Source organism: Shewanella sp. ECSMB14101 (genome assembly GCF_000773485.1).
GTDB classification, from domain to species: Bacteria; Pseudomonadota; Gammaproteobacteria; order Enterobacterales; family Shewanellaceae; genus Shewanella; species Shewanella marisflavi.
Genome location: NZ_JSFF01000004.1, coordinates 204,585 through 230,446, shown reverse-complemented (window position 1 = coordinate 230,446; position 25,862 = coordinate 204,585). Strand labels below are relative to the sequence as shown.

18 protein-coding genes are annotated in these 25,862 nt (G+C 49.3%); 6 read left to right on the top strand and 12 right to left on the bottom strand.

Annotated features, from left to right (window positions below):
- Nucleotides 1-83 precede the first annotated feature (83 nt).
- From NY07_RS05885 to NY07_RS05875, 3 genes are all read right to left on the bottom strand, one after another.
- Nucleotides 84-1,298 (bottom strand): RsmB/NOP family class I SAM-dependent RNA methyltransferase, encoded by a 1,215-nt coding sequence (locus NY07_RS05885; RefSeq protein ID WP_033538408.1) that lies wholly within the window; start codon nucleotides 1,296-1,298, stop codon nucleotides 84-86.
- 129 nt (nucleotides 1,299-1,427) lie between these two features.
- Nucleotides 1,428-2,693: a sugar MFS transporter gene (locus NY07_RS05880; protein WP_033538407.1), complete on the bottom strand. Its 1,266-nt coding sequence runs from the start codon at nucleotides 2,691-2,693 to the stop codon at nucleotides 1,428-1,430.
- A 63-nt stretch (nucleotides 2,694-2,756) separates the two neighbouring features.
- Nucleotides 2,757-4,379 (bottom strand): alpha-glucosidase family protein, encoded by a 1,623-nt coding sequence (locus tag NY07_RS05875; RefSeq protein ID WP_033538406.1) that lies wholly within the window; start codon nucleotides 4,377-4,379, stop codon nucleotides 2,757-2,759.
- A gap of 484 nt (nucleotides 4,380-4,863) precedes the next feature.
- Between NY07_RS05875 and NY07_RS05870 the strand changes: the two genes are divergently transcribed.
- From NY07_RS05870 to NY07_RS05860, 3 genes are all read left to right on the top strand, one after another.
- Nucleotides 4,864-7,692, top strand: coding sequence for a TonB-dependent receptor (locus NY07_RS05870; RefSeq protein WP_033538405.1), 2,829 nt, complete (start codon nucleotides 4,864-4,866; stop codon nucleotides 7,690-7,692).
- 181 nt (nucleotides 7,693-7,873) lie between these two features.
- Nucleotides 7,874-9,823, top strand: a complete 1,950-nt coding sequence (locus tag NY07_RS05865) for a glycoside hydrolase family 13 protein (RefSeq protein WP_033538404.1) — start codon at nucleotides 7,874-7,876, stop codon at nucleotides 9,821-9,823.
- The gene (locus tag NY07_RS05860) at nucleotides 9,823-11,793 is read left to right on the top strand and encodes an alpha-amylase family protein (RefSeq protein ID WP_052125513.1); all 1,971 of its coding nucleotides are present in this window, start codon (nucleotides 9,823-9,825) and stop codon (nucleotides 11,791-11,793) included. Before NY07_RS05865 ends, NY07_RS05860 begins: the two co-directional genes overlap by 1 nt.
- A gap of 138 nt (nucleotides 11,794-11,931) precedes the next feature.
- On the opposite strand, the gene NY07_RS05855 is transcribed toward NY07_RS05860, so the two are convergent.
- From NY07_RS05855 to NY07_RS05840, 4 genes are all read right to left on the bottom strand, one after another.
- Complete coding sequence (locus tag NY07_RS05855; RefSeq protein ID WP_033538403.1) at nucleotides 11,932-12,309, bottom strand: hypothetical protein; 378 nt, start codon at nucleotides 12,307-12,309, stop codon at nucleotides 11,932-11,934.
- Nucleotides 12,310-12,418: 109 nt separating this feature from the next.
- On the bottom strand, nucleotides 12,419-12,826 hold the full coding sequence (locus tag NY07_RS18990; RefSeq protein ID WP_140946898.1) for a hypothetical protein: 408 nt from the start codon (nucleotides 12,824-12,826) through the stop codon (nucleotides 12,419-12,421).
- A gap of 723 nt (nucleotides 12,827-13,549) precedes the next feature.
- Entirely contained in the window at nucleotides 13,550-15,013 is a 1,464-nt protein-coding gene (locus NY07_RS05845; protein ID WP_033538402.1) for a DEAD/DEAH box helicase, read from the bottom strand.
- Nucleotides 15,014-15,246: 233 nt separating this feature from the next.
- Entirely contained in the window at nucleotides 15,247-16,404 is a 1,158-nt protein-coding gene (locus NY07_RS05840) for a BamA/TamA family outer membrane protein (protein WP_081953778.1), read from the bottom strand.
- Nucleotides 16,405-16,796: 392 nt separating this feature from the next.
- Here NY07_RS05840 and NY07_RS05835 point away from each other — a divergent pair, with 392 nt between their 5' ends.
- On the top strand, nucleotides 16,797-18,080 hold the full coding sequence (locus NY07_RS05835; RefSeq protein ID WP_033538400.1) for an HD-GYP domain-containing protein: 1,284 nt from the start codon (nucleotides 16,797-16,799) through the stop codon (nucleotides 18,078-18,080).
- Between the two features lie 169 nt (nucleotides 18,081-18,249).
- On the opposite strand, the gene NY07_RS05830 is transcribed toward NY07_RS05835, so the two are convergent.
- The 5 genes from NY07_RS05830 to NY07_RS05810 form a co-directional block, all read right to left on the bottom strand.
- Nucleotides 18,250-18,672: a DUF3465 domain-containing protein gene (locus NY07_RS05830; protein ID WP_081953782.1), complete on the bottom strand. Its 423-nt coding sequence runs from the start codon at nucleotides 18,670-18,672 to the stop codon at nucleotides 18,250-18,252.
- Between the two features lie 5 nt (nucleotides 18,673-18,677).
- Nucleotides 18,678-19,121, bottom strand: coding sequence for a hypothetical protein (locus tag NY07_RS05825; RefSeq protein WP_033538399.1), 444 nt, complete (start codon nucleotides 19,119-19,121; stop codon nucleotides 18,678-18,680).
- Nucleotides 19,122-19,214: 93 nt separating this feature from the next.
- A complete protein-coding gene (locus NY07_RS05820; protein ID WP_033538453.1) occupies nucleotides 19,215-19,658 on the bottom strand; it encodes a GNAT family N-acetyltransferase in 444 nt (147 codons plus the stop codon).
- A gap of 102 nt (nucleotides 19,659-19,760) precedes the next feature.
- Nucleotides 19,761-20,804: an NAD(P)H-dependent flavin oxidoreductase gene (locus tag NY07_RS05815; RefSeq protein ID WP_052125511.1), complete on the bottom strand. Its 1,044-nt coding sequence runs from the start codon at nucleotides 20,802-20,804 to the stop codon at nucleotides 19,761-19,763.
- Between the two features lie 108 nt (nucleotides 20,805-20,912).
- Nucleotides 20,913-21,317 carry a GFA family protein gene (locus tag NY07_RS05810; RefSeq protein ID WP_033538397.1) on the bottom strand — a complete coding sequence of 135 codons (405 nt, stop codon included), beginning with the start codon at nucleotides 21,315-21,317 and terminating at the stop codon, nucleotides 20,913-20,915.
- Nucleotides 21,318-21,561: 244 nt separating this feature from the next.
- Between NY07_RS05810 and NY07_RS05805 the strand changes: the two genes are divergently transcribed.
- Nucleotides 21,562-23,652: a glycoside hydrolase family 97 protein gene (locus NY07_RS05805; protein ID WP_033538396.1), complete on the top strand. Its 2,091-nt coding sequence runs from the start codon at nucleotides 21,562-21,564 to the stop codon at nucleotides 23,650-23,652.
- A 244-nt stretch (nucleotides 23,653-23,896) separates the two neighbouring features.
- Nucleotides 23,897-25,330 carry a M20/M25/M40 family metallo-hydrolase gene (locus NY07_RS05800; protein WP_033538395.1) on the top strand — a complete coding sequence of 478 codons (1,434 nt, stop codon included), beginning with the start codon at nucleotides 23,897-23,899 and terminating at the stop codon, nucleotides 25,328-25,330.
- Nucleotides 25,331-25,862 lie beyond the last annotated feature (532 nt).

Here is a 25,862-nt window from a genome sequence, read left to right as displayed (position 1 = left end):
GCGATGGTGTAGCGGCCTTAAGCTAAGTGTCGGCTTAGTACTCAAAATTGTGAGCCTAATGCCGACTTAGATTAGCCCCAAGCCTAGGCTTGATTACGTTTCATACGCGCTAGGTAAAAACCATCGAACCCTGTCTCGGCAACACTGACGGTTTCGTCATCAATAAAGCTGAAATTAGGATTCGCGCTAAGGAAGGCATCGACCTGCTGGCGGTTTTCCTCAGGCATGATAGAACAGGTCGCATAGATCAAGATGCCATCGACCTTAACCATACGGCTATAGCTCTGTAAGATCTCTTTTTGCAGTGCAACCAGCACAGGCAAGCGCTCTGGGGTATCGCGCCATTTCGCATCAGGGTTGCGCTTAAGCACCCCAAGACCCGAACAGGGGACATCCAGCAGCACTCTGTCGGCGCTCAGCTTCAAACGTTTAATCGTCTTACTGCTGGCGATAATGCGTGTCTCAACGTTATGAGCAGCGGCGCGGCGCGCACGCTGCTTTAAATTGTCTAATTTCCACTGCTCCACATCCATGGCCAGCAAGCGCCCCTTGCCCTGCATCTGAGCTGCAATAGCCAGCGTCTTACCACCGGCGCCAGCGCAGGCATCGATCACCCGCATGCCGGGCTCGGCTGCAACAGCCGCCGCCACATGCTGAGAGCCTGCATCTTGCTGCTCAAATAGCCCTTGCTTAAAGCACTCGGTACGAAACAGTGCCGCATCTGAGATAACTTCCAGCGCGCTAGGAACTCCTGGCACTTCGCGGGCCTCAACGCCTTCCCTAGCGAGTTGCGATAACAGGTCGGCTGCCGTGGTCTTTAAGGCATTTACCCTTAGGTAGCGTTTCGGCGCCTGGGCCAATGCGGCACGCTCTTTCGGCCAGGCTTCACCTAATTGGGCAGTTCCTAACTTATCCAGCCACTCGGGACAACCGTCAAACAACGCCGGATCTTCCTTGGCGCTGGCAAGACGCTTGGCAAAATCTTCTTCATCGATAGCTAAGGTGTATTGCAACTTAGGGATCGGCAACTCGTAAAACATGTGCCAGGCGTTTAACAGACGTGAGCCCATACGCTCTATATCTTCGGTGCTGATATCGGCTAGATAGCAATAGAGATTGAGACGGCGCAAAATATCGCCGGTGACACTGGTGATCCTGGCTTGCTCAGACGGCGCCAGCTTCAGCCCGGAAAAGTGGTGCGAATAGGCGCGATCCAGGGGTTTCCCCTGCTCGAGTACCATAGCAAGCACATTGATAACTAATTCGGTTGAACTTGGAGACAGCGACGCATTAATCATGATAAAGCCTAGATAGTAAAAATCGCACGGATCATAGGAGTTAAACCCCTGTGACGCAAGCGATACCCAAAGATATGCCAATAAAAAAGGCAAGCATTGCTGCTTGCCTCCTGTTCTTAGGGCTTGCTGTTAGAGCTTAGAGCCCTTCAAGCCATAAAACAGAATGAAGAGATAACAGATGATCGGCAGGAAGAAAGCCTGTTGGATCCCGATATTATCGGCTAATACGCCTTGTATAAGCGGTAAGATAGCACCGCCAACAATGGCCAGACACAAGACACCTGAACCCTGCGAGGTGTGTGGACCAAGATCTCTCAGTGCCAGACTGAAGATAGTTGGGAACATGATAGAGTTAAACAAGCCAACACCTAAGATAGCCCACATGGCGACCGCACCAGAACTGGTCATCGCCAGCGCTACTAGTAATGCAGCCATCATGGCATTGAAACCGAGCACAGTACCGGCTGGTACCTTCTGCATCACGGCACTACCGATAAAGCGTCCCACCATGGCGCCGCCCCAGTAGTAGGTGATATAGCCCGCGGCGCTCGCCTCGGTCAATCCGGCAATGTCATCCTGAGCCAAGAAGTTGACCAGGAAGCTACCAATCGCCACCTCAGCGCCCACATAGACGAAGATACCCACAGCGCCAAGCACCAGGTGAATCGACTGCAGCGCACTGGTTTTGCCATTGTGTACCACCTCACCCTGCTCGCTGCTTTGGCAGTGCTCTTTGATCTGTGGCAGATCCAACTTAGCAAAGATAAGAGCAAGCAGGCCCAGGGCACTGGCAAGGATTAAGTAAGGCAGTTTAACCACCTCGGCTTCAGCCTGAGCCTGGCTCAATGTCTCGGTCGCTTCCACGGCCACAGAGAGGATCAATACCGCGCCAAAATATGGCGCCACGGTAGTACCCAGGGCATTAAACGCCTGGGTGAGGTTCAAACGACTAGAAGCCGTTTCAACACTGCCTAGTGCGTTCACATAAGGGTTGGCTGCCACCTGCAAGATAGTGATCCCAGAGGCCAGTACAAACAAGGCGCCTAAAAACAGACCGTAGGTGGCCAGCGCCGCTGCCGGATAGAAAAGCGCACAACCTAAGGCGGCGATCAGCAGCCCGGTTACTATCCCCTTTTGATAACCGAGCGCCTTTACCAGCTTACCAGCCGGCATAGACACCAGAAAGTAAGCACCGAAGAAGCAAAACTGGATTAACATCGCTTCGGCATAGCTAAGGGAAAACGCCGCCTTGAGATGTGGAATCAAGATATCGTTCAGACAGGTGATAAACCCCCACATGAAGAACAGTGAAGTGAGTGACACTAGAGCAAAACGATAGTTTTCGTTTTGTCCGTCAACCCCGGTAGCCGTGCTAGTTTGCTGCATTATTGCCATCTTTAGGTTCTCAGTTATTTTTGTTGTTAAAATTTTTCAATCAAAGTTTACTGCATCCAGCGCCTACAGCTTCCACCCATAGAAGCAACCAAAGGCCTCAAAATGAATTTGTGGCGCTTGCCACTCGGCATTTGGCAGCCCATGTCCATCAAGCGGTGTCAGTTCACAGGCTTCGGATAGCCTATAGGCTTGTGGCTGATTGCTTAAGTTAAAGGCAACCAAGAGCGTCTTGTCGTCTAAGGTGCGCTCAAATAGCAAAATTTCATCGGTTGCATCGATAAATTTGATATCGCCCGTGACCAATATCGGATGCAGTTTACGCCAGGCCAACATATGACGGTAGTGATTTAAAATCGATGTTGGCTCGGCTTCCTGAAGATCCACCGCCAAGGCTTTATGACTTTGGGGAACAGGCAACCAAGGCGTATTGGGACTAAAGCCGGCATGAGCGGCGTCATGTTGCCACGGCATAGGAGTACGACAACCATCACGTCCCTTAAACATAGGCCAGAAGGTGATACCAAACGGATCTTGCAGCTGCTCATAGGCAATTTCTACTTCGCCTAAGCCCAGTTCTTCCCCTTGATAGCTGCAGACACTGCCGCGTAGTGAACAGAGCAGACCATTAAGCATCTTGGCCATATCACCATTAAAGGCTTCTCGCCCCCAACGGGTGGCAACCCGCTGAACATCGTGATTACCAATGGCCCAACAAGGCCAGCCATCACCTATGCTCTGTTCCAGCTCCTCTACCGTCTGGCGGATATAGCCAGGACTAAAGTCATCGGTGAGCAGCTCAAAGCTATAGGCCATATGCAGACGCTCTTCGCCCTGAGTATACTCAGCCATGGTCGCAAGCGAGTCTTCAGACGAAACCTCGCCTAATGTAACCACACCAGGATATTGATCAATCAGTGCCCGCAGCTCCTCGATAAAGCCAACGGTCTGCGGACGCGTATTATTGTAGTAGTGATACTGATAGGCATAAGGGTTATCTTCACTAAAGCCCCTGCCCTGACGCTTGTCCGCTGGCTTAGCTGGATTGTCTCTAAGCTGCTCATCGTGGTAACAGAAGGTGATCGCATCTAAGCGGAAGCCATCGACACCTTTATCTAGCCAGAACTTTACATTGTCCAGCACGGCCTGACGCACTTCAGGATTATGGAAGTTAAGATCTGGCTGACTAGCTAGGAAGTTATGCAGATAGTATTGCTGACGACGTGGCTCCCACTCCCAGGCGCAGCCACCGAAAATAGCCAACCAGTTATTGGGCGCAGTGCCATCTTCTTTAGGATCGACCCAGACATACCAGTCCTGTTTAGCATTATCGCGACTTTCGCGACTCTCGCTAAACCAAGCGTGTTGATCTGAGGTGTGGCTTAACACCTGGTCGATAATCACCTTAATACCCAGGCGATGCGCCTTGTCGATCAACTCATCGAAGTCATTCATGGTGCCAAACAGTGGGTCGATGGCACGGTAGTCACTGATGTCGTAGCCAAAATCTTTCATCGGCGACTTAAAGAAAGGTGAGATCCAGATGGCATCGACATTCAAACTGGCAATGTAGTCCAGCTTACTGATGATACCCTGAAGATCGCCAACGCCATCGCCGTTAGAGTCCATTAAGCTGCGAGGATAGATCTGATAGATGACGGCGCCGCGCCACCAGGAGAGTTGGTTCATTATCGCCCCTATGTCATCAACGACTATATTAAAGACTGTAAAGCCTCTGGGTTGCATACCTGTTACCCAATCGTTGTCGACGAACAATTGTTATTAGAATGAAACGAGCATACGTCATCCATGAAATCGGGTTCAACATCTCTGCATACGTATGCAAAACCCACAGGTACAAAGCACCTTCTTAAGCGCCAATGTGTATTCCATAAAAAACAATTAGATAGCAAGATTTTTGGAGGCGATTTTGTGACCCTGAGCAGGCCAATCAATCCCCTTTGTGAGGCCTGAGTCACTTTTGAATACGTATGCATAATATTGTTACAGCAACAAGTGCAAGAGTAGTATCGGGTCTGCTACATAACAACTTAGAAACAAGTACAATAACAAGCACTCTCATTCACCTATATAGTTGTGAACAAGGGAACCCCCCTTTATTCACACACAAGAAGTAATACAGCATGAATAGAGTGAAAAAAGGGGAAGATGGATGTTTCAATTTAAACCTAACCTGCTCACGTTAGCCCTGCTTTCGGCTGGCGTTTGTACCCAAGTCTATGCAGCTGACAATGAGGTGGCTAACACTGAATCAACTGCAACGGCTCAAGAAGAATCGATTGAAGTCATTGAGGTTCGCGGTTTTCGTACCAGTGTGATTAAATCGCTTAATAACAAACGCTTTGCTGACACGGTATCAGAAACTATTTCTGCTGACGATTTAGGCGCCCTGCCAGATCAGTCAATTGCCGATGCACTTACTCGTTTGCCAGGTGTTACCGCCGTCCGTACCGGTGGCCAGGCAAGTGGTCTTAATATTCGTGGTTTAGACGGTGACTTTGTTTCAGCAACCTTAAACGGTCGCGAGCAAGTGACCACAGGTGGTAAGCGAGCGATTGAATTCGATCAATATCCATCTGAGCTGATTAACCAGGCGCAAGTCTATAAATCACCAAAAGCATCTCTAATCGAAGGTGGTGTGGCCGGTACGGTAGAACTCAAAACAGCCGATCCCCTACAAGCACCAAAAGAGCACAACTTCACCGTTAATGCCCGTGGTAGCTTTAACGACCGTGCTGGTGAAGTGTCTGACGCTGAGGAGTATGGTAATCGCCTAAGCTTCTCTTACCAAGGTAAGTTCCTTGAAGAAACGCTAGGTGTTGCCGTTGGTTATGCCCACCTTTATCAACCTTATGTATCAAGTCAGTTCATTGGTCTTCGTTTTAACGATGACAGACGTGATGTGAACGGCGATGGCAATCTAGAGTCCATCAGTGAAGGCTTCGAGATGCAACAGAAAGGCGGCACCGATACTCGTGACGGTTATATGGGCGCCATCCACTGGCAACCAAATGATAACTGGAGCATCAAAGGCGACATTTTCCATTCTAAGTTCGATTCAGAAAACTTTGCCCGTGGTTTCCGAGTTAAATCACTGAAAAATGGTCAAATCAGTGATGCTATCGTAGAAGATGGCTCAATGGTTGGCGGCACAGTTTCAACCGACGGCACAGATAACTTTGCCGTATTTGTGGTAAACGACAACGATTCTAAATTTTCTGAGCTGACCTCTGGCGCTGTCAACATTGAATGGAATAACGGTGAAAACCTGACTATCGCGGCCGACATTAGCTACTCTTCTGCCGACGGTGAATTTGTTAACGGCGGTACCCGAGCGGTTATCTATGACGATATTGGCAATCAGGTTAGATCGGGAGAGTCTGTTACTTACAAACTTAATGGATTAAACCCAGCGGATATCGCTTTCGCAAAAGACTACACAGATACCTCAACATTAGGTCTTAGGGAAGTGGGTATGTGGCCATATGATCAGCAAAACGATCTGATTGCCTACAAACTTGACCTGAACTACCAGCTGGATAATAGCGTTGTCTCTTCTATTGATGTAGGCGTGAGATATTCACAGCGTGAGTTTAATGCCCAGCGTTCTCAAGCGGGTTACGGCTTTGAGTTTGGTACCAACCCAGAGAATCAACCTGTAATAGCGCTTACCGATGATATGACACGTGTCGTTAATTTCGGCGGTGAATTATCAGGATACCAAAGTTTCCTAGCTATCGATTTCGATAAGGCAGTGGATCTGGTTAACGCACAATTGGCCGCAACCGGACAAGATCCTTTTGCACCGACAGCCAATTGGGCAAACAACTGGACCATGATCCAGAGCGGTTCGGTCAATGAAGATGTACTGGCTGGATACGTACAAGCTAACCTTGATTTTGCCATAGGCGATCTGCCTGTGACCGGTAATATTGGCCTGCGTGTTGTTAACACTGACCAATCAAGCACGGGTTTGCAGCAAGTTGGCTTTGGTTTAGGTGAAGAGATTGTCGATGAGAAAGGTGTGGTCAGCACAGACTATATCCGCAACGAAGTGGGTAAGTCTTATACCGACTACCTACCTTCAATCAACTTAAACTTCCACCTGACACAGAACGATCAAATCCGTTTCGCCGCCGCATCGGTTATGGCTCGTCCACCTATCGACAAGCTAAAATCAGGTATGGGTTCTTGGTATGACGATGCGTCGACTCCTGGCTATAAGAAGTACAATGCCTGGGGTAACACCAGTCCGCTACTGGATCCTTTCTACGCCGATCAATATGACCTGTCATATGAGCACTATTTTGAAGAGTCGGAAGGTGCGATTGTTTTAGCCGTGTTCTACAAAGATATTAAATCTTTCATCAACAACTTCACCATTCAGCCATTTGACTTCGAAAAAGCGGGCTTTATCGTGCCTGACACTATTGTCGATAACGGCGTAGAGTTCCCTGTTGTTAAAGATGAAGGTCAGTATCAAACGGCAATCAACAATGATAACGGCGGTTACATCCGCGGTGTCGAGCTTGCATATACTCAAGTGTTTGATTTCTTACCCGGAGCTTTGAATGGCTTAGGCTTTACAGGCAGTTACTCATACTCAGACAGTGAAGTTGAGTTCGAAACTGATTTAAGCGGTCAATCGTTATCAATACCACTGCCAGGCTTATCAGAGCATGTGTTGAATACCACCTTGTTCTACACCTTAGATGGTTTCGATACTCGCTTAAGCATGCGCTATCGTAGTGAATATGTATCTGAGCAGGTTGCGGTTGAATCTCAACTGGCCTTCTTCGATGCAGAAACAGTTTTCGATTATCAGGCGTCATACGCGATGGACAACGGCCTTAAGTTCCTGTTCCAGGTTAACAACCTAACGGATGAAGCCAACAAGACTTACTTTGGTCAAACCCATCAAACAGGTACGATTCAAAGCTTTGGTCGCCAGTACTTCCTAGGATTTAGCTACACTATGTGATCTTAGGTCATTGCTGATAAACACCTGCTTTAGTCAAATAAAGCAGGTGTTTCTATATCTGCCCTATAAAAAACCAACAAGGTCAGATTAAGCTTAAACGCTACCTGATTTAAGCCCTAATGTAATTTCAAACGCTAATCTACTTTTAAGCGCGAAACCAATAAGCGCGAAAGGACAGCCCATGAGACGTCTTCATAGCAAGTTTACCAGCACACTCATTGCTACATCACTCATACTGTTAACGCCAGTCACGCATCACACTTTGGCAGCTCCCCTTCCCTTAAACCATGATACAGCACTTCGTATCGAGCCCCTTAACTGGTGGGCAGACATGCACCATAGCCAGCTGCAGCTGATGGTTTATGGCAAAAATATCGCCAAGGCCAAGGTAAGCATCACCGCCGATGGCGTGACCCTTAAAGGCGTTGAAACCACAGAGAACCCCAACTACCTGTTTATCAACCTGGACACCCAGGGCGCGAAGGCCCAGACCTTTCGGCTGATATTTGACCAAGACGGCGAGGCGCAAATTAGCGTGGCTTATGATCTCCTCAAGCGCGATAAGGGCAGTGCCGAGCGCCTCGGCTTTAGCAACAAAGATGTTATCTATCTCATCACCCCAGATCGCTTCGCGAACGGCGATCCCGGCAACGACAATCATCCTGATATGATAGAGCGCGCCGATCGCAGTAACCCAGGTGGTCGTCATGGCGGTGACATTCAGGGGATCATCAACAGCTTGGACTATCTGGCCGATCTCGGCGTCACGCAACTGTGGATCAACCCACTGACGGAAAATAACCAGGCCGAATACTCCTATCATGGTTATTCTGTGACAGACCATTACCGTATCGACCCAAGATTTGGCAGCAATCAAGACTATCGTCAGCTAGCCCTGAAGGCACAAGAGAAAGGCATTGGCATCATCGCCGATGTGGTGGTTAACCATATCGGTTCTAACCACTGGTGGATGCAAGATCTGCCGACCAACGACTGGGTCAACCGGCCTTCATCCTCATTAGCGAAAGGCAAGGACAATGCGAAGGCGCTTACCTTTACCAGCCACAGACGCACAACCTTACAAGATCCCTATTCTGTAGACAAGGACACACAGGAGTTCACTGATGGCTGGTTTGTCGAGTCGATGCCTGACCTTAATCAGCGCCAGCCACTTCTGGCTAATTATCTGATCCAAAACAGCATCTGGTGGGTAGAGCATGGTCACCTAAGTGGTATCCGCGAAGACACCTACTCCTACTCCGACAAGGCGTTTCTGGTAGATTGGACCCAAGCCATCATGGCCGAATATCCACACTTTAACATTGTCGGCGAAGAGTGGACGGGTAACCCGATCACCATCTCTTACTGGCAAAAAGACAAGATCAATAAAGATGGCTATCGCTCGGCGCTGCCCAGCCTGATGGACTTTCCACTATATGAAACCCTGCTTAAGGCGCTTAGCGAAGAGGAAGGCTGGAGCGAAGGCCTGATACGCCTATACGAATTTCTGGCCAACGATGTGGTCTATGCGGACCCAACCCAACTGGTACTGTTCGAGGGTAACCATGACACCAACCGCCTCTACAGCCTGCTAGGCGACAATCTGGCCCTCACTAAGATGGCCCTGGCCTATGTGCTGACCAGTAACCGTATTCCACAGATATTTTATGGCTCAGAAATTTTGATGCAAAGTCCCACTAAAGATCGTAATGACGGCATCACACGCTCTGATTTCCCTGGCGGGTGGCAAGATGATGCTGTCTCTGTTTTTGATAACAAAGGGCTAAGTGATGACCAAGCCTCTATGCTGAGCTTTACCCGAAGCTTATTAAATTACCGCAAACAGGCAGACTTTATTCACAATGGCGGGCTGCGTCACTATGTGCCCCAAGATGGCGTGTATGTGCAGATGCGCTGCGCTAAACAAGATTGCAGTGACAAGGCGCGCCTCATGGTGGTGTACAACAAAAACGATAAGCCAGTAACACTTCCCCTCGCCCGCTACCGCGATCTGCTCGCAAGCGCTAGCAGTGCCCGCGATGTGATCAGTGGCGAGACCATCGCGCTTGGGAAAACACTAACACTTAACGGCCAAGGGATTACCCTGCTTGCCATAGAGGAAACCAATTGATGCCCACACATGCATTAGTTAAACGCTGCAAGCAGCCCTATCAACTGCTACTGACTAGCGCTGCACTGCTGTTATCGGCGCAGGTGGCGGCGCTGCCATCGGCGTTGCAGCCTGAAGTTGGCGCTCAGCACGCCGTTGTGCCTAAAACAACTGCTGAGGCACAGCCAGCTTTCGTTAGGAGTGAAAAGCCTGTGATCTATCAGGTCTTCACCCGTTTGTTTGGTAACACTCAAACCGCCAATATTCCATGGGGTACCAAAGCGCAAAATGGTGTCGGTAAATTCAGTGATTTTACCCCGGCGACGCTTGATAGCATAAAGTCATTAGGAGCAAGCCACATCTGGTATACAGGGATCCCACACCATGCCTTGGTGGGTGATTATACCCAATACGGCATAGGCAATGATGATCCCGATGTGGTCAAGGGGCGTGCAGGCTCTCCCTACGCGGTAAAAGACTACTATAATGTCAACCCGGATCTGGCAGACGATCCCGCCAAGCGTCTGCAGGAGTTCGAAGCCCTTATTGCACGAACTCATGAGGCGGGCATGCAAGTGATCATAGACATAGTGCCCAACCATGTGGCGCGTCATTATAAATCGCTATCGGCGCCAAAAGGCGTCAGAGACTTCGGCGCAGATGACAATACCCAAGTCAGTTATGCTAAGCACAACGACTTTTACTATGTGGTCGACACTCCCTTCAAGGTGCCCTTGCTTTCAGATGCGATAAAGCCCCTTGGCGGCGAGTCCCATCCCCAGGTTGATGGTAAGTTTGATGAGTTTCCCGCCAAATGGACAGGCAACGGTGCCCGCGCCGCCCAGCCAGATGCCAACGACTGGTATGAGACAGTAAAGATCAACTATGGCATCACGCCAGACGGCCGCATCGACTACCCGCAGCTGCCCTCAGGCTATGAGACGAAGTCTGTTGCTGAGCACTACGCCTTCTGGCAACAGGTGCCTGACAGCGAGATCCCAAGCGCCTGGCATAAGTTTAACCAGATAGCCCAATACTGGCTCGACAAAGGCGTAGACGGCTTTCGTTTCGATATGGCCGAGATGGTACCCGTAGCCTTCTGGAGCTATCTGAATAGCCATATCAAGCACACCAATCCCGATGCCCTACTTCTGGCCGAGGTCTACACCCCGAGTCGTTATCGCGACTATATTCACCTTGGCAAGATGGACTATCTCTACGACAAAGTTGGGCTCTATGACAGCCTCAAGGCGATCATTCAGGGTAAGGCGGACACCCGGGCGATCGAGCGCGATCGTAAAAGTGTTGCGGACATCGCCGAGCATATGCTGCATTTTTTGGAGAACCACGATGAGCAGCGTATCGCCAGCCCGGAGTTTGCCGGCGATCCCACCAAGGCACTGCCAGCCATGGTGGTATCCACTACCCTGAGCCAGGCACCTACTCTGATCTATTTTGGCCAGGAAGTCGGCGAAGATGGCAATGAAGATGCAGGCTTTGGCAAGCCAAGTCGCACCAGTATCTTCGATTATATTGGAGTGCCCGCCCACCAGCGCTTTATGAACATGGGTAAATTTGACGGCGGTCAGTCATCAAAACAAGAGTTGAGCCTGCGAGCTTACTACGCCAAGCTACTAAACCTTAGCCACAGCCTCAGCGCCCTAAGCGGTGAGTATGGCGATCTGCACAAGGCCAATCTCGCGCAAGAGAAGGGTTATGACACAGGTCTCTTTGCCTTCAGTCGCTTCGACGAGACGCAAAAGCTGATCATCGTCAGCAACTTCTCATCCACTGAGACAAAAAGCCTGACACTAGCACTACCCGAGACCTTGGTTAACCAATGGCAACTCAATCCCGGCGCTTACCCGCTTAAAGAGATGCTAAGTGATAAGAAGCCAACAACACCGCTGACACTAACGACAAAGGAAGGCCAAGTCACACTAACCCTAGCCCCACTGGAATCTAAGGTGCTCCTTGTCGGAGAGAAATAACCCTACAGATAGATCTCTTCAAGACATCAGAGCGAGTAGAATGAGCATTAACCACGCTCAGCCTACTCGCTTTTTTTTGCGCATGTTGCTTGATGTGGAGATGCGCCTCCAAGCAGAACTTGTGTTTTAATTGGATTGCTATGTTTCGTCGCTCGGGCAACTATTGTCATCAAAAGAATATTGATAGAGACCATGTTCACTCTCTAAAACGACATTATTTTTGTCCACTATGCGCATTGCTAAGTTGCTTTCAGTTAAAGCCGACAGTAAGCCTTTGCAGTCACCTATATCTTTGGGTTGCGGAAGACTCTGTAAGCGCGCTAAAGCCTGCATAAAGTTACTAGACCCATTTTGCTTATTTAATCTCATCGTCAGTTTTGGCCCTGGCGGCATTTCGGACCGCTCTATTCTAGTACCCGTTATTGTGATCTTTTGAGAAGATTGATCGTCAACTTGTGGTTTTGAAGCACACCCAGACGCAAGAATGACAAGTAAAAACATAGCCAAGACTTTCATTTAAATTCCTTTTTTTGACGTCTCACACTAACTAGTAAGCTTTGTTACACCCTACGATATACACTGCAAAAGGTAGAACAGCCTTGATGAGTCCTAACTCAGTGGCTTGTTAAGTGGCATTTTTATTCTGCTCCACTCTCTTTCTAATTTCAGGAAGTTGGTACTGTAGAATACCAAAAGTTATAACCACTGGAATTACAGCAACCCATAATAAACCCTCAATGAACCATAATGACGTAAACAATAATTGAAGGGCTACATATAACAGTAACTTTAACCAATTGGGAGCAATAAGCATTTGTCCCATAATCATAATCGGCAAGGCAAAAATTAAAGTACCCAAAGTGATTGAAGCAGCATGATGGCCAAGCGAATCACCACCTATGAACCACTGATATAAATCGTAGCTAAAAATGACAAATATGGGGATTAGGGATAAAGCTACCAGAAAAACACTATGCCTTTCTTTAGCAACCAATCTTAAATGTTCATCATTTTTTTGTTGAAGTGTCTTCATGCTATCCATGTCATATAGTGCTTAACATATTGATACCTTAAAAGTGCTTTATCAACGCATAAATTTTTCACCACAATGTTTGTGGGAAGTAATAAACATCTAAACTACGTTTGCTTGCATGGACTTAAATCTTTACCTTTAACTAATAATGATTTCACCATCAAATGTATTACTAAGACTTCAAATAAAACCCAATCACAAACTAATGCGTTTCTAATACTGACAGGAAAATAGTCAATTTAATGCCAACAACTTAGCATTGATTTTTATGTGATAACAACTGCTAAGTGCTCATAGAAAGCGAGACTTTACATAAAAGCGCCAAAGTTACTGCTCTTCGTTGTTTCCAGCAATTAAGTATGCGGCCAAATCGAAGAGACATTTAGATACCAGTGTAGATACGCCGGTGACCTTCGGTTTCAGGGATGAAACCGCAGAGCGGCCATGGATGGCGCACAGCGTGTCACAGGTGTATCTGCACATTCCCCCGCCGGGCAGGCGATAAGTAACAGGGAAGGTTTGACCTTCAATTGCCTCCCCAACATCCATTCAGGTCAGAAGACGCATAGCTTGTCACAGGCGTATCTGCACATAAGCCTACCGCAGGTAATAGGTTGCCATGAAGGTATGACCTTCAATACACCCTAATACATCTACGCAGCGCAGATAACAAAACCACCTGCCACAAAAAAGCCCTCGACTAGAGGGCTTTCTATTTTAACCTTACTCCTTCGAAGGCCAGCTATCCGTCCAAGGATTAAAAGCTGGCTTTTGTTCAGCCTTACGCTCTGAGCTTTGATCTTTACCACCGTCATCAGGCGCTGCTGATTTAGCTTTAGCAGGCCTAGCCTTCTTGTCTGTAGAATTACCTTTATAGGATGATGCCTTAGCTTGAGGCTTAGACTGTCCGCTAGGCTTAACCTCTCTGTGCTTATCCTCTCTTGCCTTATCTTGGACCTTCTCACCCCGGCTGGTCGATGCATCAGACCCCTTTTCACCTTGCTGCTCACGCCTGGCCTTAGGCACATAATTGAGAATTGAGATAGGTACAGGCTTTCTTGGCGCAAAGCCCTCAATTTCACGGCGCTCGAGTAGATGATCGAGACGACTCTCAATCATACAGAGGTTCTTAAAGTCATCTTTTGATACCAAGGAGATCGCCTCCCCCTTGGCACCAGCGCGGCCGGTACGTCCGATACGATGCACATATTCGTCCGCAGGAAACGGCAGGTCATAGTTAATCACCAGCGGCAGGTTATCGATATCGATACCGCGCGCCGAGATCCCGGTCGAGATAAGATAGGCGATCTTACCCGCCTTAAAATCAGCCAGGATCTGCTCACGTACCGCCTGAGTACGGCCGCCGTGAATACACTCCGCCTGAATCCCCCGCTTCTCAAGCTGACTCACCAACTTGGCGGCGCCATGTTTGGTCTCGATAAAGATAAGCGCCTGAGGCCAGGCATTCTCTTTGATCAGCTGACTAAGCAGCGCCGACTTCTTATCCTTGTCGACTGTGGTGATCCACTGCTCAATATCAGGCTGACTCTCTTCATTTCTAGTCACCGACAGGTGGATCGCCTTAGGTACCGCCTGTTTTGCTAGTTCTCGAACCGGACGTGACAAGGTGGCAGAAAACAGCAGGTTTTGTCTCTCTTCAGGCAAGGTATCGATGATCTTAGTAATATCTTCAATAAAGCCCATATCCAACATGCGGTCGGCTTCATCGAGCACCAAGAACTCAACTTCATCGAAGCGAATCGCTCTTTGGGTATAGAGATCCCGCAGACGCCCGGGCGTCGCCACCACGATATCGACCCCTTCTATCAACTGCTGTTTTTGCGCCGCGGCATCGACGCCACCATAGATGGCCATAGAGACCAAACCAGAACCTTTACCATATTCGCTAATTCGGCCATTAACCTGACTCACTAGTTCACGAGTCGGCGCTAAAATGATGGCTCGGGCGCGCTTCTTACGCTGAGTCTCACCTTGCATAAGCTTGGACAACATGGGCAACACGAAACTGGCCGTCTTACCACTGCCGGTCTGCGCCGCCGCGATCAGGTTTTTCCCCTTGAGCGCCAACGGAATCGCTTCCTGTTGAATAGGTGTGGCTTGCTGATACCCAAGTTCGGCTAGATTGGATAACAAGGTGGCCGGCAGGCCAAGGTTGGCAAAGGTCATGTGTACTCTCTAATGGTGGCTAAGAAGGGCTAAATGCAAACGCCGAGCCAGGCGACAGGCAATTTAGGCGCGCTAGTATAACAGAGCTAACTACTAAGACTAGCACGACATAACTCAAATAAGACTTAATGGTTTGCCAGACAAAGACTTTCCCGCCGCTATGCTAGCAGCCTGATCATTAGCCTGTCGCCTATGCTATTTACGACTGTAGGCTTTGTCCTGAGTCTGCTAGGCTAAAAAGCCTCTCCGACCGATAAATAAAGCGCATCATTGTTATTGGATGAACGCGCATAATCTAAACGTAAGTTAATTCGCTCGGCCGGTTGCAGCATAAAGCGCAAACCAATACCGTATGACGGAATAACATCATTGGATTTATCCACGTGATTTACATTATCCAACTTACCTGCGCCAACAAAACCGACCAATCCCCAACGTTTATGAAAACGCCAACGTGCTTCCGCCTCAGTTTCTATTGAGCCTAACGCCATGTATTCAGTTGAAGAAAAACCACGCAGACCTAAGCGACAGGCGGCCCATAAGGGTACGTCGCCCTCTTTTAGACACCCTTTTAATTTATAGGCAACCGTGACAGATTCATTAACCGGGAAGTAACCATCAAACTCTAAAGAATAAGATTCAAAGTCAGTATCACTACCAATGGCGTCATTAAACACTGTGCCATTAAGCTTGAAATAGTAGCCATCGTAAGGGTTCGTCGGCACATCTCGGGTGTCATAAATGATCTCTGCCCCCAGCCCAGCAGAGACGATTTCGTTGCGTAAATCAAAATGGATCGAACTGATGTCTACATTAAAATCTTGTTCAAAATCAATGAAAATGCCATTAACACCGACAAACCAGTTACCACTAATACGTCGCTCTAATTCTAACAATGCGCCGTAACCGGTAATGTCCCAATCGACATCAAGGGGTACGCCGAGTAACTCGCTTGATACCAGTGGCAACTTAAGGTCGGCATAGGCGACTCCGCCTTTTAAATGCCAGTTATTATTATCCCAATAACTGGCATGGCCAACCGCGGCGCCCCAACTTTTATTGCTAGAGTAAAAACCCGCTACCCCGGTAACTGATGGCGGTTGAACCGATTTTTGCTCAGCGGTTTGGGGATAAAAATAACCAACCACACCACCTAAACCTGAATCAATGGTGGGATTTGAAAACGGAATTGGCGCGGCAACAAAATTGCCTTTGTTGACCGTTAAAGGGGCTTGGTTTTCCTTTAAATTAGGCACTAATGAACTCGGCTCGTTGGCAGCACTAGGTTTTTCTCCACTATCACTGACCATGTCATCATTTGCTGCAAACGCTGGTGCCAACACCATTCCCAACAATCCCAAAACAATAGGATTCAACCTGATAGTTCCCATATATATTCCCTTGAGTCATTCGCCATCATTTAGCGGGTAAGTTCAGCATAGCACTACCTACACCATAGTCAGCTTTAATTGCCTAAAAATTAACCCCTCTATTATACTGAAAGATATTACAAATTTATTAGTTACGCCCATTTACGTCACGGTGTTGCAGTAGTAGTCAGCCGCAAGGTAAACCTTTAATAGCAAGATTGCGGTTTGTAGTTAGGCGACTAAACCACTAGTCATAAAGACTCAGCTCCCCTTTCAAGCATGCCACCTGTCACATTTTCGTAGGAAAGATCAAGTTTAGCGAAAGGTTAATTAGCTCTTTTCTAGCTGATAAGGTAATAATGTAGTAGGAACTCGGCATTTAGCCCCACTTCTGGCATGGCAAAGGATTGACTATGACTGGGCACTTTTTCTCACTTTCACAGCACAATGATCTCAACGATACCCTTCCCGTATGGCGCGAGTTGATCTTTAAACGCCTATTTGGACTCTTGGCCATCTTATGCGTGCCAGTATACCTCAGCAGCATCTACCTCTGTATCCAGATGGGGCTGCTAAGCATGGCGGCGTTTGACACCCTGGCTTACCTGTTACTCCTCTACATACTGCTCGCTAAGGGGTTAAGTGAGCAAAGCCGCTACTGCATCGGCTGTATCATGTTCTTTATCATAGGGATTGCCTTTCTGATCACCATTGGCCCAACGGGTGCGGGCTTTTTCTGGTTGTTCATATTTGCCCCGCTCACCAGCATACTGATCGGCAAGCGTGCCAGTCTTTTTGCTCAGTTGCTTAACGCAGCGGCGCTATTGGCAATCGGCTTCGCCTTTCAACAGCAATGGTTTAGCTGGCCCCTGACCCAAGGTTACAATACTGGCATCTGGTTTGTGGTCGCGATCAATTTTATTGTCACCAACGCCATTGTGACCCAATCGACCGCCTTCTTATTGGGAAAACTCACTCAATCGCTACGTTCTACCTTAGCCTCGCGCCGGGCCACAGTAATGGGGCTGGCCAAATTAGCTGAATATCGAGACAACGAAACCGGCGATCATCTTATTCGCATGCAGCACTATGCCAAGATACTGGCGAGTCAAAGGCAAAAGGATGAAGATGCGCCTGAGGAGCTGACCGATGAGTTTATTCAGGAGATCTCTCTATCGTCGATCGTCCATGATATCGGCAAGGTTGGCATTGCCGATGCGATATTGTTAAAGCCAGGGCGCCTAACTGAGGAGGAATTTGAGCAGATTAAGGCACACCCGGTTATCGGCGCCAATGTACTGGAAAGCTTGCTCAATTATGCGCCGCAGTGCCGTTTTATAAAGATGGGACGAGATATTGCGGGCGGGCACCATGAAAGATGGGACGGTAGCGGTTATCCAAAGGGAATATCGGGCGAAGCTATCCCACTCTCCGCCCGAATAGTGGCTTTAGTGGATGTGTATGACGCCCTGACCTCGCCGCGCTGTTATAAAAGACCTTTTAGCCACCAAGAAGCGCTAGAGATAATCCTCGAAGGCAAAGGTAGTCACTTCGACCCGAAACTGGTAGAGAGTTTTCTAACGATCAATCACAAGTTCGAGTTGCTCTCAAGGGCTTCTCTGTATGACATACGGCCGGACAAGATCATCAGACCCCCTACACGACTAGTGACAAAGCCCGGCTTGGAAACCAGCTAGATTTTTAGCGCTCCTGATTAACCAAGATTTGTTAAGAAGCAATGATAAGGAAACAATGGTTAGGAAACTCTGGTTAGCCAAGCACAAAACCAGTTAATTATGGCCCAAACTTGTGCCCAATCGACTAATTAACTTGGCTATTCGTTGGCTTAGCTTTTAACAGGCTTGGCTATTGATAGCGCCGACCGCCATGGGTGAGCCAACCATCTATGTGCTGACCTTTAGGATCATCATGAGTCCAATGGATCACGCCGCCCTTGGCATTCCACTCATAGACCCCATAGAACCCCACACGATCGCCAACCTTTAGATCTTCAATACGTGGCGCCAGATCGATATTGTGCGCCACCAGCAAGGTTTGCCCACTTGCCAGCCGCAAAATAAATCTTTGATGCTTACTCCCTTGGGTGTCGTCCGCAAGTAGACGAACCACCTCCCCTTGTCCTTGGATCTGAAGCTGACTTTGCCTTTGCTCGAAAGCCTGACTGAGCTGCGCATCATTCGCCGATACCGAAAGCGTTAAACTCAACGCCAATACAAGCGCGGCAAGAACTCTGCCGACAAACAATAAACCTTTATCTTTCAATGCCATCAACCTCATCTCTTGCCCGCCATACGAATGACTTCAGCCGTCATCAAGACTTTGACTGGCTTATGTTCAGGGTTAGTCTCGCTAGCGACATAGCTTGCCTTTGGCATCTTATCTAGCTTAGCCTGGCTCATCCAGCCTTCGGGGGTCGAGCTAACCAGCGTCTTGCTGATCTCTTGGCCCTGTTCATCAATCAACACATGGTAACTGAATTTTCCAGCGCCTTTGGGTAACCAGTTAGGGCGACCATATAGTTTGACAGGCTTTGTCGGTTTTGCCTGCCAATAGGCAGAAAGGTTATCGGCCCCAATCTCGACAGGATTTAACACCGCCAAGGTCTCAGTCGTTGGCGCTTGATCAGATGGTGTGTTGGTGTTGGTACTGCTATTGGTATGGCTACACGCGGCTAAACCTAAGGTAAAGAAGGTGGCGATCAGTAGAGTGGGTTTCATTATTCATCCTTGTATTATTTTGACTTACTTTTCCCTAATCCAAAATGGCCTAGTTCCAAATAGTTTAATCCCAAAAAGCTCAATCAAAAAAGCTTAAGTATCATCACCTTTAAACGTAGAAGTATCATAGCGTTTAACCATAAAATAGCGCGCAGGACTCCCTTCAAAGGCTGGCACTTGTCCCGCTAGGTTAAATCCCAGCTTTCGATAGAAATCGGGCGCCTGAATGTCCAGAGTATCGACCTGAGCCTGCAAACATCCCCTTGCCTTCGCCAGCTGCTCGGCTTGGATCATCAGCTGCCGCCCAAGCCCAGCCCCGCGACGATTGTCATCGACCCATAACACATGGATCAGAAAGTTTTTATATATGGTTCGGCCATGGACGCCGCCAATCAATTTACCTGCCTGGTCATGGGCCACTATCGTCAGTGGCTGACTCGTCTCCTTGCCCAACTTGTCAATGTTGTACTGACGCACGCCATCAACTAAGGCATCGACCAACTCGCTATTCTCCTGCTCTATTTGGCTGAAAGCCACTTCCTGTCGGTCATCTATTGTATGCATTCGATTAACTCTTTTTTATGTTTAATATTTGTCTTTGTCTTTGTGTTTGTGATTGCTTTAGTGACTCTTGTTCGCTTAGGGCTTCATCAGCGCCAAGGTGAGCGCTTGAGCCGAGATGCGGCGACATGCACCAAGGTTTTGACCACACCACAGCGGGGTAAAGTCGGCCTTTCCCCTTGCTTCAGCTTCCCGGCGAAGCTGCGCCATCAAGGGGGTCGCATAGGGAAAGGTGGGAGCCAGTTCGCTCAAACAGCCAAGCTCATTCATCGCTCGATTTCGCAAACCTCTGGCTGGCCTCCCCGAAAACAGGTTCGTCAGTGCCGTCTCTTGTGGCGTGGCGCCTAATATCGCTTCTCTGTGTAGCCTGGAGGTATTGGCCTCATCGCATAACAGGTACGCGCTACCCACCTGCACGGCGCTAGCGCCCAGGGCAAAAGCGGCTTGAACGCCGCGAGCATCGCCTATGCCACCAGCGGCTATGACAGGCACCGAGACACGGTCGACTATTTGAGGCACAAGCGCAGCAAGCCCTAGCTGAGTATTGAGGTCGCTGGAGAGAAACATACCTCGATGGCCGCCCGCTTCCAGTCCCTGGGCAATAATGCCATCGACACCACGCTCACTCAGCCAGATGGCTTCAGCCACTGTGGTGGCGCTAGAGACCAGCTTAGTCCCCCAGGATCGCACCCGATCGAGCAGATCTTTGGCGGGTAAACCAAAATGAAAGCTGATGAATTCGGGTTTAAAGGGCTCTATGGCGTCGGCTATCTCATGATTGAACGGCAAGCGACTGGCGCCCACTGGGGCAAGTTCGGCCGTTATCTCAAGCTCCTGAAAATAGTGTAATAGCTGCTTGTGCCAGACTTGCTGAGCCCCATCATCCCACTTGGGCATCTGGTGGCAGAAAAAATTAAGGTTTAATGGCGCACTAGATGCTGCTTTAAAGGCTTGGATTTCACTGGTGATCTGCGCTGCATTTAACATGCCGCAGGCAATAGAGCCGAGCCCACCAGCCTTAGCAACGGCAATGGCCAGCTTGCTATCTTGTACGCCCGCCATGGGCGCCTGAATGATTGCCAGCTCTGTACCCAGTAATGCCTTGACGTTTCTATGATTCATCACCTTTCCTTATGTGATTCAGCCGAGGCTGTTATTTTCCATGTTCATCAGGTGTAAAGGAGTCTTAGGCTCGCGAGTTTTCCTGTTGCCCCACGTGTCAGAGCAGAGTTACCTACCTGGCTCATGACCCTCATACCAAGGTAATTTAGCATCCATCTCCTCCCAATTAGCTTTGGAGGTGACAAAATTATGGGAGATGGGACGCTCCCTTATCGCGGAGTCCAATATGCCCAGGCGCAAACGAATACGCTGGTTATCCTGCTCATTGGCGCTGTAGATAGGAGAGGCACAACGGCGACAAAAATAACGCCGCTTTCCTGGGGAAAACTCAAAACTGGCTAAGAAATCGGCTTCATCCGATAGGTTAAAATCCACCAGCTCGACAAAGCCATTAGTGGCAAATGCAGTGCCGCTCGATTTACGACACAAAGAACAGTGGCAATGAATGATCTGACTAATGGGGCCGCTGATGGCAACTTTGATACCACCACATAGACAACTTCCGTGATACATGATTTTCCTGATCCGACTCTATGTTACTGCACTATTGCAATCTGCCTCTATGCTGCCATAAGTTGTGGCGGCAAATCAGCACTATTTTCCACTACAAATTGCTAAATTCGGTAACTAAATGTGCCAAGCGCCCCTTTAGGTTGAATACGTATGCAGCACATTGCCCCATCCTACCTATAACTTCTACCATGGCTGAAGCAACACCTTAACCCTAACAAAAACCTAGAATAAAAAGGTACACGGAATGTCTTGCAATCCTTCACACCCAAGGGCGTCTGCCCACCCTCGCTTATCGCTACTGGCATTGGCTCTCGCGCTCACAGGCGCGACACTGCCAAATAGCAGCATGGCGAAAACCGTTTCGGTCGCCTCACCAGATAAACAGATTGTCGTGAGCCTAAGCGATGATAATCAGCGGCCCGAATATCGCGTCAGTTTTCATGACAAAGTGGTTATTCAGGAGTCCAAGCTCGGCCTAGTGTTTCAGTCCCTTGGCGAATTTGGCCATGATTTTAAGATTAGCGAGATCAAGCGTACTCAGGTGGATAGCCAATGGCAGCAACCTTGGGGCGAGCGTGAATGGGTAGTAGACAAACACAATGGCCTTACCGCCACCTTAAGCAACGGCCAATATCAATTTCTTATCGACATCAAAGCCTTTGATGACGGTATCGGCTTTCGCTACCGGGTACCTAAGCAGGGCACACTAGATAAACTCAATATCACCAATGAACTCACCGAGTTTGTGATCCCGCAAGCTGACAAAGCCACCGCCTGGTGGATCCCTGCCCGCGGTTGGAACCGTTACGAATACCTGTATAACAAGACACCGCTCAATCAGATTGACCGGGTACACACGCCTTTCACCTTTAAGCTGAACAATCAGGTACACATGAGTATTCATGAGGCGGCGCTGGTGGACTATGCGGCCATGACACTCGATCAGCGCCGTGATGGCACACTTAGAGCGGATCTCACGCCATGGTCTGACGGTATCAAGGTGAAAACACAGGCGGGCTTTGCCACGCCCTGGCGCACCATTCAGATTGCCGATAAGGCCACTGGACTGCTGAACTCAGATCTGATCCTTAATCTCAATGAACCCAACAAACTGGGAAATGTCGACTGGGTCGAGCCAGGCAAGTATGTCGGGATCTGGTGGGGCATGCACCTTAACGAGACGACCTGGGGATCAGGTGACAAGCATGGCGCCACCACCGACGAGACCAAACGCTACATGGACTTTGCCGCAGACAATGGTTTTGCAGGCGTGCTGGTTGAAGGCTGGAACATCGGCTGGGACGGCAGCTGGTTCCATAATGGTGATGTGTTTAGCTTTACCCAGACCTACCCTGATTTCGATCTACCGGCGATCTCCGCCTATGGCGCCAGCAAAGGGGTGCGGCTCATCGGCCACCATGAAACCTCGGGCTCGGTCACCAACTACCGCAATCAGATGAGTGATGCCTACGATCTCTATCAGCAATATGGCGTGACTCAGGTAAAAACTGGTTATGTGGCCGATGGCGGCGATATCAAGCGTGTTGACGATAAGGGGATCACCCACCACGAGTGGCATGATGGTCAATTTATGGTAAACGAATATCTGCATAGCGTTACCGAAGCCGCCAAGCGCCATATCAGCATCAATACCCACGAACCCATTAAAGACACGGGTCTGCGCCGCACCTATCCAAACTGGATCAGCCGCGAAGGCGCCCGCGGACAAGAGTTTAACGCCTGGGGCACGCCGCCCAACAATCCATCTCATACCACCACACTTGCCTACACCCGCATGCTGGCAGGTCCGATGGACTTTACGCCAGGGATCTTCGACTTGGCACCTAAAGGGTTAGATGCCGTCAACCGGGTACAAACCACGCTGACTAAACAGCTTGCCCTGTACGTGGTGCTCTATAGCCCAATCCAGATGGCGGCCGACCTGCCACGCAACTACAAAAAGCATCCCGATGCCTTTAAGTTCATTCAGGATGTCCCAACCGATTGGCAGCGCAGCATAGCTCTGGCCGGTGAAGTCGGTGAATATGTGGTCTTTGCCCGTCAGGAACGCGGCGGAAAGAGTCAGGGAGAAGATTGGTACCTGGGTGCTATCACAGATGATACCGCCCGCGAGGTAAGCATCCCGCTGGACTTTCTTACCCCAGGAACAAGCTACCTGGCAGAGATCTACCGTGATGGCGACAAGGCCAATTGGCGCAGCAATCACTATGACTATGTGATTGAAAGCCAGAAGGTTGACAGCCAGCAACATCTGACCCTCAAGCTCGCCAGCAGCGGCGGAACCGCAATTCGCTTCAAAGCCTTAACCAAGTAGTTTTACTTGGGACATTCTCACTTGCATGGCGCGCGTTAGTCGTCGCCATGCAGGTGGATCTGCAAGTGATTATCAGCAACATTTATTTACCTTTTTCTTGCCCTCTCCTCCACTTTTTTACGACTAAAGCCGACATTGCTCGCCCAAGCTGTGCTGTTATTCTGCTAAGGTATTTTCTCCATGGTTACCGCTAAGGCGTCCTCATGGCTCATTCAAGCCCTAACAACCACAAAAAGAATAAGAGATGACAATGAAAGCCACTCCTTACCTTAAGCTACCACTCTTGCTGCTTGCCACAATGACTGCCAGCAGCTTTGCCGCGCCGCCAGCAGCGACGCCTTTAAATGCCGCCAGCTACACAGCGCCCTCAGAAGAAGATCTCCGTCTGTACGATATTGCCAGCGCGCCCCAGGCCTCAAGGATCTTGAAAGATATACAAACCCTGGTCGATTTCGGCACACGTCATACCCTCTCCAGCCAAACCGATCCTCAGCAAGGAATAGGTGCGGCCAGAAACTGGATCAAGGCAGAATTTGAACGTATCTCAGCCGACTGTGGCCACTGCCTGGAAGTGATTGAAGTGGGCGCCACGGTATCGGGAAAACGGATCCCAAATCCAACCAAAGTGGTGAACATCATTGCGATTCAAAAAGGAACGCTAGACCCTAATCGCGTGGTAATGATGAGCGGCGACATCGACTCGCGTGTCAGTGATGTCATGGATGCCACCTCTGTTGCCCCCGGCGCCAACGACAACGCCTCGGGTGTTGCAGGCACCCTGGAGGCGGCGCGCGTACTGAGTCAATATCAGTTTGGCGGCACCATAGTGTATGCCGCGCTCTCAGGTGAAGAACAAGGGCTATACGGCGGCGCGGGTCTGGCCGATTTTGCCAAGAAGCAAGGCTGGCAGGTCGAAGCCGTGCTCAACAACGACATGATAGGCAACATTGCGGGGATTAATGGCGTTGTCAGTAACCATACGGTACGGATCTTTTCTGAAGGCGTGCGGATCGCCGAAACAGAGAAGGAAGCTAAAGAGCGATATTTTAGCGGTGGCGAAAACGATTCGGCGTCACGCAACTTAGCCAGGCACATCAAGCAGCTAGCAGATCAATACATGACTAACCTAGATGTGCAGCTCATCTACCGTCTCGATCGCTTCGGCCGCGGTGGCCATCACCTGCCCTTTAATAAGGCAGGATACCCAGCGGTGCGCATCATGGAGACCAACGAGAACTATCATCGCCAACACCAGGATATTCGTGTTGAAGATGGTATCGCCTATGGTGATGTCATTGAGGGCGTAGATGAAGTCTACGCCGCCAAGTTAACCGCTCTCAATGCCATTAGCCTGGCGGCTATGGCCTGGGCGCCAGCGCCGCCAACCCAAGTGGCGATCACTGGCCAGGTGTCGGCCGATACCAATATAAGTTGGCAGGCTAATCCGACCGCCGAAGTTGCCGGATACCGCATCTACTGGCGTAAAACCACTGAGCCAGAATGGACCCACAGCCGCTTTGTAGGCAAGGTCAACAGCTTTACCCTGAGCAATATGGTGATCGATAACTACCTTTATGGGGTGGCTGCTGTCGGCTATAACGGCAACACCAGCCCTGTGGTGTTTCCCGGTGCAGCTGGTGCATTCTTTCACCCAGTGACCGAGAACGCTAAACCTTAAGCCCTTATCGAAAAGCACCTCAACCAGAAAAACGCGGGAGAAACACTTTCGCGTTTTCCTTTTTATCTCCCCGCTGCGCTATGTTACAAAACTGAATCCACGCTAAAACCACCCAGGCACAAAGTTAAGCTAACACGCTGGTAATTATAGAATAAACCCTAACCCCCAAAACGAGCTGCAGGTTAACAGCAAGCTACGTAAAGGTTAATGCGCCTTGATGAATACGTATGTAATCGGTTGTAGGTCAAATCGGCTCAGGGTTAACATGCCATGGTGTTTAATTTCATGTGTTAACTCTCTATGAAATTGGCCAGGTCGACGCTAGCCCATCAGGCACTGAAGGCATGATGAGGTTAGCACTAGAGTCTCTATCTACTCATCAGGGCTTAAGCTTAGTGAATAAGCCTAGAGAAGTAGAACCCTAGCTTTTGGCGAATACCCGTTTGAGGGAAGCGTGTATTCGCCACTTTTTTCACTCGACCGACTTCCATACAATAGATTTGGCACCCACCCTTTCAGGGCGTGGCAAAAA